This is a genomic window from Methylocystis sp. Se48 (assembly GCF_056269425.1).
In genome coordinates this window covers 165930-178907 of record NZ_CM149850.1, presented here as the reverse complement: position 1 = coordinate 178907, position 12978 = coordinate 165930, and the positions used below count along the sequence as shown (strand labels likewise).

15 protein-coding genes are annotated in these 12978 nt (G+C 67.1%); 8 read left to right on the top strand and 7 right to left on the bottom strand.

The features are described from left to right. Positions 1–109: 109 nt before the first annotated feature. Positions 110–532: a protoporphyrinogen oxidase HemJ gene (gene hemJ / locus ACV959_RS00890; RefSeq protein ID WP_475738055.1), complete on the bottom strand. Its 423-nt coding sequence runs from the start codon at positions 530–532 to the stop codon at positions 110–112. A gap of 23 nt (positions 533–555) precedes the next feature. Further along, positions 556–1584: a uroporphyrinogen decarboxylase gene (gene hemE, locus ACV959_RS00885; RefSeq protein WP_475738054.1), complete on the bottom strand. Its 1029-nt coding sequence runs from the start codon at positions 1582–1584 to the stop codon at positions 556–558. 440 nt (positions 1585–2024) lie between these two features. On the opposite strand from hemE, the gene ACV959_RS00880 reads away from it, so the two are divergent. Genes ACV959_RS00880 through dnaQ form a run of 3 tightly spaced genes read left to right on the top strand, consistent with a single transcriptional unit; the run spans position 2025 to position 3966 of the window. Beyond that, on the top strand, positions 2025–2651 hold the full coding sequence (locus tag ACV959_RS00880) for a Maf family protein (RefSeq protein WP_475738053.1): 627 nt from the start codon (positions 2025–2027) through the stop codon (positions 2649–2651). An 8-nt stretch (positions 2652–2659) separates the two neighbouring features. Continuing rightward, positions 2660–3247, top strand: a complete 588-nt coding sequence (gene coaE / locus ACV959_RS00875; protein WP_475739723.1) for a dephospho-CoA kinase — start codon at positions 2660–2662, stop codon at positions 3245–3247. After that, entirely contained in the window at positions 3247–3966 is a 720-nt protein-coding gene (gene dnaQ, locus ACV959_RS00870) for a DNA polymerase III subunit epsilon (protein WP_475738052.1), read from the top strand. The genes coaE and dnaQ overlap by 1 nt, the downstream gene beginning before the upstream one ends. Before the next feature lie 3 nt (positions 3967–3969). On the opposite strand, the gene secB is transcribed toward dnaQ, so the two are convergent. Next, a complete protein-coding gene (gene secB, locus ACV959_RS00865) occupies positions 3970–4452 on the bottom strand; it encodes a protein-export chaperone SecB (RefSeq protein WP_475738051.1) in 483 nt (160 codons plus the stop codon). 52 nt (positions 4453–4504) lie between these two features. Continuing rightward, positions 4505–5008, bottom strand: a complete 504-nt coding sequence (locus ACV959_RS00860) for an FxsA family protein (protein ID WP_475738050.1) — start codon at positions 5006–5008, stop codon at positions 4505–4507. Between the two features lie 126 nt (positions 5009–5134). Here ACV959_RS00860 and ACV959_RS00855 point away from each other — a divergent pair, with 126 nt between their 5' ends. Genes ACV959_RS00855 through ACV959_RS00845 form a run of 3 tightly spaced genes read left to right on the top strand, consistent with a single transcriptional unit; the run spans position 5135 to position 7483 of the window. Continuing rightward, on the top strand, positions 5135–5821 hold the full coding sequence (locus ACV959_RS00855; RefSeq protein ID WP_475738049.1) for a Tim44/TimA family putative adaptor protein: 687 nt from the start codon (positions 5135–5137) through the stop codon (positions 5819–5821). Between the two features lie 31 nt (positions 5822–5852). Continuing rightward, the gene (gene mltA, locus ACV959_RS00850) at positions 5853–6917 is read left to right on the top strand and encodes a murein transglycosylase A (protein WP_475738048.1); all 1065 of its coding nucleotides are present in this window, start codon (positions 5853–5855) and stop codon (positions 6915–6917) included. Continuing rightward, positions 6914–7483 (top strand): Smr/MutS family protein, encoded by a 570-nt coding sequence (locus ACV959_RS00845; protein WP_475738047.1) that lies wholly within the window; start codon positions 6914–6916, stop codon positions 7481–7483. The genes mltA and ACV959_RS00845 overlap by 4 nt, the downstream gene beginning before the upstream one ends. On the opposite strand, the gene ACV959_RS00840 is transcribed toward ACV959_RS00845, so the two are convergent. The 3 genes from ACV959_RS00840 to ACV959_RS00830 all read right to left on the bottom strand — a co-directional run bounded on the left by ACV959_RS00840 (position 7474) and on the right by ACV959_RS00830 (position 11193). After that, the gene (locus tag ACV959_RS00840; protein ID WP_475738046.1) at positions 7474–8868 is read right to left on the bottom strand and encodes a heme biosynthesis HemY N-terminal domain-containing protein; all 1395 of its coding nucleotides are present in this window, start codon (positions 8866–8868) and stop codon (positions 7474–7476) included. The two genes, ACV959_RS00845 and ACV959_RS00840, sit on opposite strands and share 10 nt — an antisense overlap. A 15-nt stretch (positions 8869–8883) precedes the next feature. Beyond that, positions 8884–10233, bottom strand: coding sequence for a COG4223 family protein (locus ACV959_RS00835; RefSeq protein WP_475738045.1), 1350 nt, complete (start codon positions 10231–10233; stop codon positions 8884–8886). 90 nt (positions 10234–10323) lie between these two features. Continuing rightward, positions 10324–11193 carry an HpcH/HpaI aldolase/citrate lyase family protein gene (locus ACV959_RS00830; protein WP_475738044.1) on the bottom strand — a complete coding sequence of 290 codons (870 nt, stop codon included), beginning with the start codon at positions 11191–11193 and terminating at the stop codon, positions 10324–10326. Between the two features lie 136 nt (positions 11194–11329). On the opposite strand from ACV959_RS00830, the gene ACV959_RS00825 reads away from it, so the two are divergent. Together ACV959_RS00825 and ACV959_RS00820 are read left to right on the top strand one after the other, a co-directional pair. After that, positions 11330–12046, top strand: a complete 717-nt coding sequence (locus ACV959_RS00825; protein WP_475738043.1) for a carbonic anhydrase — start codon at positions 11330–11332, stop codon at positions 12044–12046. Then, a complete protein-coding gene (locus ACV959_RS00820) occupies positions 12043–12951 on the top strand; it encodes a TIGR01459 family HAD-type hydrolase (RefSeq protein ID WP_475738042.1) in 909 nt (302 codons plus the stop codon). The genes ACV959_RS00825 and ACV959_RS00820 overlap by 4 nt, the downstream gene beginning before the upstream one ends. Positions 12952–12978 lie beyond the last annotated feature (27 nt).

The following is a 12978-nucleotide window of genomic DNA, read 5'->3' as shown; positions in this document are numbered from 1 at the left end:
GGAGGAATTTCCCGAGCGCCGGATTGAAAATCCGCGGCAGTCTTGACGACTGTCTGCCAAGGGTAAGGATCTCGCTTCTAAAGCCTTTTTCCAAAAGACGCAAGCGCCGTCAAAATGGCTTCACGATCGCAAGGCAGACAATCCCGATCATCAGCAGGGTGGGAATCTCGTTGACGATGCGGAAATAGCGGGAGGAATGGACGTTGGCGTCAGTCGCGAAGCTGCGCAGCAAGACCCCATCGTGAAGATGGACCGCGCTGAGCAGGACGACGAGCGCTGCTTTCACGTGAAACCATGGCTGCTGAAATGCCCCCCCGTCGATGGCGAGAAACAGCCCCGTGATCCAGGCGACCGTCATCGCCGGGGTCATGATGTAGCGATAGAGCCGCCGCTCCATGATCTTGAAAGTCTCGCCCTGCGGCGCCCCCGCCCCGGCCTCCGCGTGGTAAACGAAAAGCCTTGGAAGATAGAGGAGACCCGCCATCCAGGAAATGATGGCGATAACGTGCAGGGCCTTGATCCAAAGATACATTCGTCTCTCCCGCCGCCCGCGTCCTACTTGCGCCGGACGCGCGCCACGAGCCGTTCGACATGCTCGATAGGGGTTTGCGGCAAAATGCCATGGCCAAGGTTGAAAATATGCGGCCGGCCGGCGAAAGCGTCCAGAATCGTGTCGATCTCCCGATCGAGCGCCTCGCCGCCGACGATTAGCGCGAGCGGATCGAGATTGCCCTGAAGACAGACATTCGGGGCTGTCTCCGCAACTGCCCATTTAGAGTCGAGCGCCGTGTCGAGGCCATAGCCGTCCGCCCCGAGGCGCCGGGTGAGGCCGGGAAGCTGCGCGTCTGCGCCGCGCACGAAGGCAATGACCGGAACCGCAGGCCGCCGTTCCTTCAGCATGGCGACCATGCGCCCGATCGGCCGCGCGCACCAATAGTCGAATTCATTCGCCGGCAGCACCCCCGCCCAGCTGTCGAAAATCTGCACCGCCTCGACGCCGGCGTCGATCTGGCGAATCAAATAATCGACCGAAGCCTCGACCAGACGGTCGATGAGCCGCTGGAAGGCTGCGTGGTGCCGGAAGGCGAACAGTCGCGCCGGCGCCTGATCCGGCGTGCCCTTCCCCGCGATCATATAGCTCGCCACCGTCCAGGGCGCGCCGCAAAAACCGATGAAAGCGACGTCGGCGGGGAGCGCCGATTTAACCCGGTCGATGGTTTCGAAAACCGGCGAAAGCTTCCCGGCGTCGAAAACCCCGAGCTGGTCCACGCCTTCCGGCGTCTCGATCGGATCGAGACGCGGACCCTCGCCGGTCTCGAAGGACACCGTCTGGCCAAGCGCGTCCGGTACGACGAGAATATCCGAGAACAGGATGGCCGCGTCGAAATGAAAGCGGCGAATGGGCTGAAGGGTCGCTTCGGCCGCCATGGCGGGCGTGTAGCAGAAGTCGAGGAAACTCTTCGCCTTGCTCCGCAGCTCCCGATATTCCGGAAGGTAGCGGCCTGCCTGGCGCATGAGCCACATCGGCGGAATGGCCTGCGCCTCGCCGCGCAGCGCTGACAGCAAAAGTTTCTCGTCGGACAAAGCGTCGTTCCCCGGCTCGCCCAGGCGAAGCCTGCGCATCGCCATGGAGGTAGCGCGAAACCGGAAAAATGAAAATTCCATTTAAAAGAGTTTGATTTACTTTTTCTTAACCATTGCGCCGCATTGGTTAATTTTCGTTAACACTTTTTCCACAGGTCGGCGCCAGCCACGTCCTTTGCGGGCGGCTTGCGACGAAAAACGGGAAATAAGAAAAAATGCAAATTTTTTCAGAGTATTATATCAGAGCCTCTCTGTGAATGATTCAGAACTTTGCTGTTTATGAGTCTTGTCCGGCGGATTCCGCGTCGCAGCATGGACAAATCGGCGTCTGTTGATACATCGGGGCAGTTATGCCCGACAGTTGACGGTACGCTCCAGCCTGGGGCGCAACTGTCCCCGCTTTTCCGCTTTTTCCAGATTGACCTGTGGATGAACAGCCGGTGAGCGATAATCGCCCCCCTTCCTTCTGGCGCATCGACAAGCCGTTGATTCTCGCTTCAAAAAGCGCTGGCCGCCGCCTCGTTCTGGCGCAGGCGGGCCTGCCTTTCGAATCGCGGCCGGCCGATGTCGACGAGCGCGCGATCGAATCGGCGCTCGGCCCTGTGGGCGCCGACGCCGTTGCGCTCGCCCTGGCCCGGGCAAAAGCCTGCCGCGTCTCGGCCCAAGTCCCGGGGCGCTTGACGCTGGGCGCCGATCAGGTGGCGAGCTGCGAATCGCGCATCTTCGGCAAGCCGGAAAACATGCGCAAGGCGGCGGAGCTTCTCCGCTTTCTCTCAGGGCGCCGACACAGGCTGCATTCCGCGCTGGCCCTGGCGCGCGACGGCGAAATCCTGTTCGAAACCGTCTCGCACGCCGATCTGACGGTTCGCGATTTGAGCGACGCCTTCATCGCCGCCTATCTCGACGCGATGGGCGAGACGGCGCTGACCAGCGCCGGCGCCTATCAGGCGGAGGGGCTCGGCGCGCAGCTCTTCTCGCAGGTGACGGGGGATCACTGGACGATCATGGGCTTGCCGATCCTGCCCCTGCTCGAGGCGCTGCGCCGCGAGGGAGCGCTCCTCTCGTGACGCGAAGAATGCTCCGCGTCGGGCTCACCGGCTCCATCGGCATGGGCAAATCGACGACCGCCCAGATGTTCCGTGACGCCGGCGTTCCGGTGCTCGATTCGGACCAGATCGTCCATGATCTCTACCGCGGCGCCGCCGTCGCGCCGATCGAGGCGGCGTTTCCTGGCGTCGTGGTCGACGGCGTCGTTGACCGCGGCAGGCTGTCGGCGCGCGTTCTGGGCGATCCCGACGCGATGAAGCGGCTCGAGGCGATCGTTCACCCGCTCGTCTGGGGGGCGCGCGACGCCTTTCTCAAAGAACAGGAGCAAAAGGGAACGCGCATCGTCGTCTACGACGTGCCGTTGCTCTTTGAGACCGGCGCGGAAAAGACGGTGGACGCGATCGTGGTCGTCTCGGCGCCGGAAGATGTGCAAAAGGCCCGCGTTCTCGCCCGTCCGGGCATGACGGAAGCGAAATTCGCCGCCATTCTGGCAAAGCAGGTTCCAGATTCGGAAAAACGCGCGCGCGCCGATTTCGTGGTGCGCACCGGCGACGGGCTCGAAGCCGCGCGCGCCGATGTGCGCCGAATTCTGGAGGCGCTCGGGGAGCGGGAGTGATGCGCGAGATCGTCTTCGACACCGAAACCACCGGACTTGATCCGGCGCAGGGTCATCGCGTCGTCGAGATCGGCGCCGTCGAGATTTCCAATCTCATCCCGACAGGCCGGGTTTTCCACGTCTATATCGATCCTGAACGCGACATGCCGGAGGAGGCGTTTCGCGTGCATGGGCTGTCGCGGGAGTTCCTCTCCCAACACCGCAAATTCGCGGAAATAGTCCAAGAATTCCTCGATTTCGTCGAGGATTCGCCGATGGTGGCGCACAACGCCGAGTTCGACGTGCGTTTCCTGAATTTCGAATTCGGCCGTCTGGAGCTGCCGCCGCTCGCGCCCGCGCGGATCGTCGACACGCTCGCGATGGCCCGTCGGCTGCATCCGGGGAGCCCGGCTTCGCTCGATGCGCTCTGCCAGCGCTATGGCGTCGATCTCTCGCGCCGCGACAGGCACGGGGCGCTTCTCGACGCGGGCCTGCTCGCGGAGGTCTATGCGGAGCTTCGCGGCGGCCGTCAAGCGGCGCTGTCCCTCTCGGCCGTGAGCGTCGCGCGTCGCGCGCGGGCGAACGACCTTCTGCGGGAGCGTCCCGCGCCTTTGCCGGAGCGACTGACGGCGGATGAGATCGATTCCCACGAGACGTTCATATCGGCGCTCTCGAAAGCGCCGATATGGGACAAATATCTGCCGCGAAAGGACGGCGCGACGCCGTCCTCCTCCGGCTGAAACTCAGGCTTGCGCCGTCTGGGCGGCGGCTTCGGCGGCCTTCTGCTGATAGAGCGCGACGAAGTCGATCGGGTCGATGTAGAGCGGCGGGAAACCCCCGTCTCGAGTGGCGTCGGCCACGATCTGGCGCACGAAGGGGAAGAGCAGGCGCGGGCACTCGATCATGACGATCGGATGGACCTGTTCCTGCGGAATGTTGACGAGGCGGAAGACGCCGCCATATTCAAGATCGAGCTTGAACAACAGCCCCGGTCCGTCGCCCGCCTGGGCGTCGAGGGTTAGCGTCACCTCGAAGTCCGTCGGCGCGAGTTGGCGCGCGTTGACGTTGACCTGAATCGAGATATTGGGCGCCTTGTCCTGCGGGCCGAGGGAATTCGGCGCGTTCGGATTCTCAAAGGAGAAGTCCTTTAGGTATTGAACGAGCGCGTTGAGCGCGGGCGCGCCGCCCGGGCCGGCGTTGGCGCCGTTTCCATTTGCGTCAGTCATGTCGGGATCTCCAGCCGAGCCGCCGGATTGGCGGAAAGTCGCGGCCCGCCTATCACGTCTCCCTTTCAGGGACAAGATTCGCGCGCGCGCCGCGTCGCTTCGGCGGTTCCCCCGCCGTTTTGCGCTTGCGGCGCGGCCGGCCGCTCGGCGTCAGATGCTTCCACTCGTGGGGCGCGAGATCGATCGTTTGCGCCCTGCCGCGCTTCGCGTGGCTTTTTCGGCCTTCCTTGAGCCGCGTCAGAACCGCCGCCCGTACGGACGGCGATTTCAGCGCAAGTCCGGCGACGTCCGAGGCGAAGCCGGGCAGGATCAGCAAAAGAGAGGCGAGCGCCTGCAATACGCCGTCGAGCATGGCGCCGTCGCGCCGCGCCCTCCCGCGCTCGCGCCAGACGTTGAGCAGACGCTTGACGTCCGAAAGCCCCAGCGCCGTCGTGCCGAGTCCCAGCAGGATCGTCGCGAGAAGTCCGAGCGAGCGAAGGACGGCGGCGAAGGCCACGATTTCGAGCCCGAGCCACAGGCCCAGCGCGAGGCCGACGAGCTTTGTCCTGCTGTTCAACGTGCGACGTCCTCCGCGCCGAAACGACCCCTTCGGCAGGAGGCTGCGGCGATCCGCGCAGCCCTTGATTCGTGACAGGCGAGCCGCGACATGATAGCCGACATGGATAGGAATCGGGAGTGATCAATGGCGCCGACCGGCGAACCCTTCGATCCGTCGCTCATCGTTTTTGCGGCGCTGGCGGTTTTCGTCGTGTGGAAACTGCGTTCGGTGCTGGGCATGCGCATCGACCGCGAGACGCCGCCGCCCGCTCGTTTCGAAGCCGGGCGGATGCGCCCGGCGACGCTTCCCGGCGCTGCGCCGATCGAGGATATTCCGGCCGTCCGCGCCGAGGACCGCTGGAAGGGCGTCGCGGAGAAGAGCGACGCGGCGCTGGCGGGCCTCGACGCGATCGCGGACGTAGATCCGCGCTTCGACGGCCGGGCGTTTCTCGACGGCGCGAGGCGAGCCTACGACATCATCGTCACCGCCTTCGCGAAGGGCGACCGCGACACGCTGCGTCCGCTGCTCTCCAAAGAGGCGTTCGACGGCTTCGCGGGCGAAATTGCGCGTCGCGAGCAGGCGGGCGAAACGGTCGAGACGGCGATCGTCGCAATCGACTCCGCTCTGGTCGAATCGGCGCGCGCCGCGCCGCGGCTCAATGAAATCACCGTACGCTTCGCCGTCCGCCTGATGAATGTGCGCAAGGACAAGTCGGGCGAGACGATCGAGGGCGGCTATACGACGCCCGTCGTTGAGCTCTGGACCTTCGCGCGAGATCCTCGCGCGGCGGACCCGAACTGGAAGCTCGTCGCCACCCGCGCCGCCGACTGATCCGGTGGCGCGGCCGGCCGATCTGGAGCCAGTGCCCTTCGACGCCGTTCCCGGATTCGGGAATGACGATCTCGACGCCGCTTTCGCGGCGTTTCGCCGCTCCGCCAAGAGAATCGTCGCGGACGCCGCCGAGCAGCGTCCGGCGAGGCGGTTTTTTCCGGGCCTGACGGCTGCGGCCCGCGCGGCGCTCGCGGAGCCCGCCTCGGGCGCTGCCTTCTTTCCCAAGTGGTTCCGGCCCTATCGCCTTCCCGGCGCAGGCTTCGTCACCGCCTATTACGAGCCGGAGGTCGCGGCGAGACGCGCCCCCGAACCTGGCTTCGACGCGCCGGCCCTCTCGCGGCCGCCGGATCTTGTGACGCTGAACGGCGCGCCTTTGGCGCTCCCCTCGGGCGAAAGGCTCACGAGCGCGCGGCGACTCGCCGATGGATCTCTGGCGCCCTATCCGGTTCGCCGCGCCATCGAGGACGAAGGCGCCGCGGCGGGATCGGCGCCGCTCGCCTATGTGCGCGACGCGGTAGAACTGTTTCTCATCCAGGTGCAGGGCTCTGCGCGCCTGCGCCTCGCGGACGGGACGATCCTTGCGCTCACCTATGACGGCCGCAACGGCTGGCCCTATACGTCGATCGGGCGGCTGATGATCGAACGCGGCCTCGTTCCGGAGAACGAGATGTCGCTCGAACGGATGAAGGCGACGCTGCGGGCAATGGGCGTTGGCCCCAACGCGCCCGGCCGAAGGCTGATGCAGGAAAACCAATCTTATGTATTCTTCCGCATCGACGACTCCGTCGACCGGCGATCGGGTCCGATCGGCGGAGAGGGCGTAGCGCTCACGCCCCTGCGCTCGATCGCAGTCGACCGGTCGATCTGGTGTTATGGCCTCCCGTTCTGGATCGCGGCGCGGATCCCCTGGGAGAGCGAAACGGAAACGGAGTTCGGGCGGCTGATGATCGCGCAGGACACGGGCTCGGCGATTTTGGGCGCGGCGCGGGCCGATCTTTTCTTCGGCGCCGGAGCTCGGGCGGGAACGCTCGCCGGCCGCGTGCGGCACGCGGCCGATTTCGTGGTCCTGCTCCCTGTGGAGGACGCCGCGTCGTGACCGAAGGAAAGTCGCGCTACGTCCGGCGTCTCACCCATGCCGAGATGGAGCTCTGGACGATGGTGACCGCGAGCGTCCGCCCCTTCCGGTCGCGTCCGGCGCCGGCCGAGCCGGCCCTGGTCGCGCCCGGCGTCGTCGAACCGGCGCGCGACGCGGCCCCGCCGCGCGAGGCGCATCGCGATCGTCCGCCGCTCGCGCCGCGCCCGCTTTCGCCGCCAACCGACATCGACCGTCGCACGCGAATCAAAATCAAGCGCGGTCGGCTCGACGTCGACGCCAAGCTGGATCTGCACGGCATGCGTCAGGACGAGGCGCAGCGCGCGCTGACCGCCTTCCTACGCCGCGCCCAGGCCGACGGGGCGAAGGTGGCGATCGTCGTGACCGGAAAGGGGCTGTCGCGCGAAGAGGGCGGCGTGCTGAAGCGCGTCGTCCCGATGTGGCTTCAGGCTCCCAATCTGCGGGACGTCGTCGTGGGTTTCGGCGAGGCGGCGCGCCATCACGGCGGCGAAGGCGCGCTTTACGTTCGGATCCGCCGGGCGGACCGCATCCGGGACCGTTACGACTGAGCCGGCGCGTTTGTCGCCGACGCCGTGATCTCGGGCGCCTTGCCGCTGGCGAGGAAGGCGGTCGGGATGTTCGGCTTGCCTTCTTCCGTGAGGTGGTGGGCCGAGTGGGGCGGGGTCTTCCACTCGAAGGCGTCGAGCCGGCCCGTCTCCGGCGAGAAGGGCAGCCAGCGCTTCGAGACGACGCCGTCCGCGATCCAGACGGGATCGCGCGGCGCGCGCGAACCGCGCGCGAGCCATTCGCGCACCGGCCCGCTCGGACCATGTTCGGCGTCCTCGATCTCCGCCATCAGCAGGCAGGTGTGGGCGGTCGGATGCCGGCCTTCGGCGATGAGCGGCGCGAGCGCGGCGCGGGCCTTCGGGAAATCGCGCGCGGCGAGGGCCATTTCGGCCAAGAGATGGCGGCTTTCCGGCGCGTCGGGGGAAAGCTTCGCGAGCTTCTCGACCCGCGCCAGACGCTCGCTGTTCGACTCCTGCGGCAGCGCCTCGAGATAGACCTCGGCGAGATCGGGGTGGGGATTGGCCGCCCAAATTCCTTCGATGAGCTTCATCGCCTGTTTCTGATCGCCATGGCGAATCAGCACGCGCGCGGCGACGGCGGCGGCGGGCGTGAAGCCTGGCCGACGTTTCAGGGCCTGGCGGGCGAGGTGGAGCGCGTCATGCGGATGCTCGCGCTCCTTCTGCATGGCCATGGCCGTCTCGATCAAGGCGCGCAGCTTCTGCGCGCTCGGCGCGTCGAGGGCCTTGGCGGAGACGCTCTTTTCCAGCGCTTCCCGAGCCTTCTCCCATTCGCCGTTGGCGGCGAGATGCTCGAGAACCGCCGAGCCCGCCCAGGGCAACGGCGCAATCTCATGGGCGGCGCTCGCGAATTGATGCGCCGCCTCCGCGTCCTCCCGGCGCCTGGCCTCGATATGTAGCCCGCGAAGGCCGAGAAGCTTGGTCTCAGGGTTGAGCGTCATTTTCTGAAAAGCCTCCGCCGTTTTGGCGCGGTCGCCGGCGAGCTGCGCCGCCTGCGCGACGAGCATCTGCGTCAGCGGCTCCTCGGGAATGAGCTTTTCGGCCAGCGACGCGGCCTTTCGAGCGCGGGCGACGTCGCCGGCCCCGACCGCGACGAGACCCTGCGAGATGACGTCGAGGCCCCTCGCCTTGCGCTTTTCGCGCGAGCCGCTCACCACCCGGCTCGGCAGGCGAATCAGCGCCACGATGACCGCCCAGACGATGATGACCGCGGCGATCAGCAGCAGCAGGCCCGCGGCTGCGACGGGGATCGAGGTCTCGATATGCCGGCCGGCGTATTCCAGCGTCAGCGAGCCGGGCTCCTCGATCAGCAATTCGAGTCCGTAGGCCGCGGCGGCGAGCGCGACGATGAAGAAAAACATGAACAGCATGGCGGTCGGCCTCGCTTATTTCTTGGCGCCCAGCGCCGCGACGGCGGCGTGCAGGAATTCGTCGGCGGCCTTGACCGCCTCGTTGCGCTGACGCAGCGCGTCGCCGAAGTCCTTCGCCTCGTTCCGCGCTTCCTCCGGCAGGGCCTCGAAGGCGGCCTCGGCGGCGGCGAAGTCGTCGTGCGACAGCGCGGCCTCGACCTTTTCCATCTTGCCCTCGAGACTGTCGGGATGCGCGTGGCCCACCGGCCGGACCTTCACGAGCTTGCTCGCGCCCTCAAGCAGATGTTCCGTCAGATTGCCGCCTTCATGGCCGGCTTCGCCGTGGCTTTCATGCGATTTCAGTTTTCTGGCGGCGGCTGCGAAGCTCTCGCGCAATTGCGCCGGAGTCGCGACGCCTTTCTCGGACGTTTCGATCAGGATGGGAGCGGGCGCGGGGTCCGCGCCGAGCCGGGCGATGGCGGCGATTTCCTCCGCGAAGGGACGGCCGCTTTCGACCCGCCGCTGAAGGGCGTAGGCCAGGGCCACATGGGCCGCGGCCGTATCCGCGACGGCCGGGGAGGCCTTCGGCGCCTCCGTCTGCGGCTCCGCGCGCATTTCGCTCTTCGGCGCTTCGAGCTTTTCCCGCAGCGCCCTTACTTCGTCGCTCAGCGCGTCGATGCGGCCTTCGAGCGCGGAAATCAGGTCGCGGTCGGTGAAGCCGTCGGCGTCGGGCGTTTCGACCCGGGCGGCGGGAGCTTCAGCGGGCTTCGCCGGTTCCGCCGCGACGGGCGCAGGCGCGGGAACTGGCGCGGGTGTAGGCTCCTGCGCGAGTTCCACAGGCTTTTGCGGCGGTTCAGGAACGGGTTCGGCGCGGGTTTCGGCCGCCGGGGGCGCGGCCGGCGCGGGCTTTTCAGGCTCCTTCGCCGTCTCGACGGGCGCAGGCGCAGGGACGGCGGCGGGTTCGGGCGCGGCTTCGACGGGCGCGGGGGCCGGGGCGGCCGGCGTCGTCGGGGCGAGGGGCGCCTTGTCGAGGAGCGCGCGCCGGCTCGCCGCTTTCGAGGCCGGCTTGGGCGCGCCCGTGAGATCGGCGACGGTCTCCTGCGCCTTGTCCAGCAGACCCTGCGCCTCGGTCAGACCTTGTTCGACGTAATTGGCCGCGACGCCCACATTGGGGTCGACGTCCCGGAAGATCAGCGCGCCATAGCCTGCGATTCCAAGCAGGACCAGAACCGTCAGTATGGTAAAGAACAGTTTGGAGACAAAACCCCGCGCCCGGCGCGCGGGGGCCGCCGCTCCCGGCTTCGTCGCGGGCGCGCCGGCGTCTTCCTTTTGCGGGCTGTCGACCTTGGAAGATTGATCCGTTCCGTCGCTCCGCGGCGTCGCCATTGTCGAGTCCTCGCTGTTTGCCCCCGAAGCGCAGATATAAAGGAGGCGGCCTGCCCGCGAAACAGACTTTCCGACCGCCTTTTTCCGCCGTCAGCCGGCGGCTTCCATCAAGGCGAGCGTGCGGCGCGCGATGTCGAGATGGAGACGCTCGACCATCTTGCCGTCGATCTGCACCACGCCTTTTTCGGCGTTCTCCGGCTGGTCGAAAATGGCGATGATCCGGCGCGCGAAATCGACCTCCTCGGCGCTCGGCGCGAAGATCTCGTTCACCGGGCCGATCTGGCTCGGATGGATGAGCATCTTGCCGTCGAAACCCATGTCGCGGCCCTGCTCGGCCTCCCGGCGCAAGCCGGCTTCGTCGTTGAAGTCGTTGTAGATGCCGTCGATGATCTCGATGTCGTGCACGCGCGCTGCAAGCACGCCGGCGGCGAGCCAGGGCACGAGGGCGGGCCGGCCGGGCGTAAGGCGGGCGCGGGTCGATTTGGCGATGTCGTTGGGGCCGAGCACGAGAACTTCGAGGCGCGCGGCGGGATCGTCGGCGGCGCTGGCGATTTTCTCGATGTCGAAGATGGCGCGCGGCGTCTCGATCATGGCCCAGAGCCGGGTCTTGAGCGGCGCGCCGGCGGCGACGAGGTCGGCCGCGGCCTTGAGAATGTCGTCGCGCGAATTGACCTTCGGGATGACGATGGCGTCGGGCCCTGCGGCGGCGATCGCCGACATGTCGGGCTTGTACCACTCCGAGCCGCGGGCGTTGACGCGCACGACGAGCTGGCGCGCGCCATAGCCGCCGCCCCGAACCGCCGCCGCGACCTGCTCGCGGGCCGTGGCCTTGGCGGCCTCCGCCACCCCGTCTTCCAGTTCGAACATCAAAACGTCGGCGGGGAGGCTCTTGCCCTTTTCCAGCGCGCGGGCGTTGGAGCCCGGCATGGCCAACACGCTACGCTTTAGTTTCGAAATCATCTTTCGGCTCGCTCGACAGCTGGGTTCATCTTTTTCTTGCCGCGCCGGCTGGTCTACACAATAAGAAGCGTCTCCGCCATCGGCCTTTGCGGCGCGCGTGGAAGCCGTCAAACGATCAGCCCGGAACGTCAAAAGAATGTCAGTCGACGAGAGCCCTGCGCCCAAGAGCGGCCTTCCGCCTCACCTCGTGGAAGGTTACGAGGTTTTCCTCGGCGGCCGTTTCCGCTCGGAGCAGGCGCGTTACCGCACCCTCGCGATCAAGGGCCAGAAGCCGACCACTTTGGTGATCGGGTGCTCGGATTCGCGCGTCGCGCCTGAAGCGATTTTCGACGCCGGTCCGGGCGAACTCTTCGTCCTGCGCAACGTCGCCGGCCTCGTCGCGCCCTTTGAGCCCGACGGCCATTTCCACGGGGCCTCCGCCGCGCTGGAATACGCCGTCATGGCGCTCAAGGTCGAACACATCGTCGTCCTCGGCCACGGCCAGTGCGGCGGGGTGCGCGCCTACGCCGAAGAGGTGCTGAACCCCGACGCGCCGCCGCTGAGCCATGGCGACTTCATCGGAAAATGGATCGCGATGCTCGCCCCGGCCGTCGAGCGGCTGGGGCGCGCGCCGGACCTCGCCGATCCGGACTATGTGCGGCGGCTCGAATTCGAATCGATCAAGCAGACGCTGATCAATCTGCGCAGCTTCCCGATGGTGCAGGTTCTCGAACATCGCGGCTACCTGCGTCTTCATGGCGCCTATTTCAGCGTGATGGACGGAAAGCTGCTCGCGCTCGACGAAGAGACCGGAGGGTTCCGGCCCGTGGCCGAAAGGGCCCATGCAGCGGCCCTGCAGGAGGCGCGCTTTTGACGTCCTCGACGGCCGCCGCCCCGGAAATCCCGATGATTTCCGGGATTTGCGAACTCGCCGGCGTCTATGACGCAATCCTTTGCGACGTCTGGGGCGTGCTCATCGACGGCAAGAAGCATTTCCCTCGCGCCGCCGACGCAATGCGGCGCTTTCGCGCGCAGGGCGGGACCGTCGTCCTCGTCACCAACGCCTCGCGGCCGGACGCCGAAGTGCGCCGCCAGCTTCTCGGCCTCGGCCTGCCCGAGGACGCCTTTGACGATCTCGTCTCGGCGGGCGAATTGACCTGCCGGGAAATCGTCGCGCGCAAGGGGCAGGCCTGTTATCACCTCGGCCCGCCGCGCGACGACGGACTCTTCGAGGAAGCGGGCCGACGTCTCGGCGCGCCGGTGCGTAAAACGGGTCCGGAGGAGGCCGACTACGTCGTCTGCACCGGGCTCTTCGCCGAACGCGAGGAAATTCCGCAGGATTACGACGAACGTCTCGCGGCGCTCCGCGCCCGCGGCCTGACCATGCTGTGCGCCAATCCGGACATCGTCGTCGCGATCGGCGACGACATCGTCTATTGCGCCGGCGCGCTCGCCGAACGCTATGCGGCGATGGGCGGCGACGTCGTGATGTTCGGCAAGCCGCATCCGCCGATCTACGCGGCGGCGCGCGAGCGGCTCGTGGCCCTGCGCGGCGCGCCCCTCGCCGACGCGCGGATCGTGGCGCTGGGCGACGGCGCCTTCACCGATCTCGCCGGCGCGGGACAGGCGGGGCTCGATTGCGTTTTCGTCGTCGGCGGCGTGCATGCGGAAGAGCTGCGGCTCTCGGCGGACGGGGCCGTCGACAGGGCGGCGCTCGAGCGTCTCGTCACGCTCGCGGGCGCGCGTCCTGTCGCTTTGGCCCGCGAAGTTTTCTGGTAAAAGGAGGAAACGGGCGCTTCGCCCTTT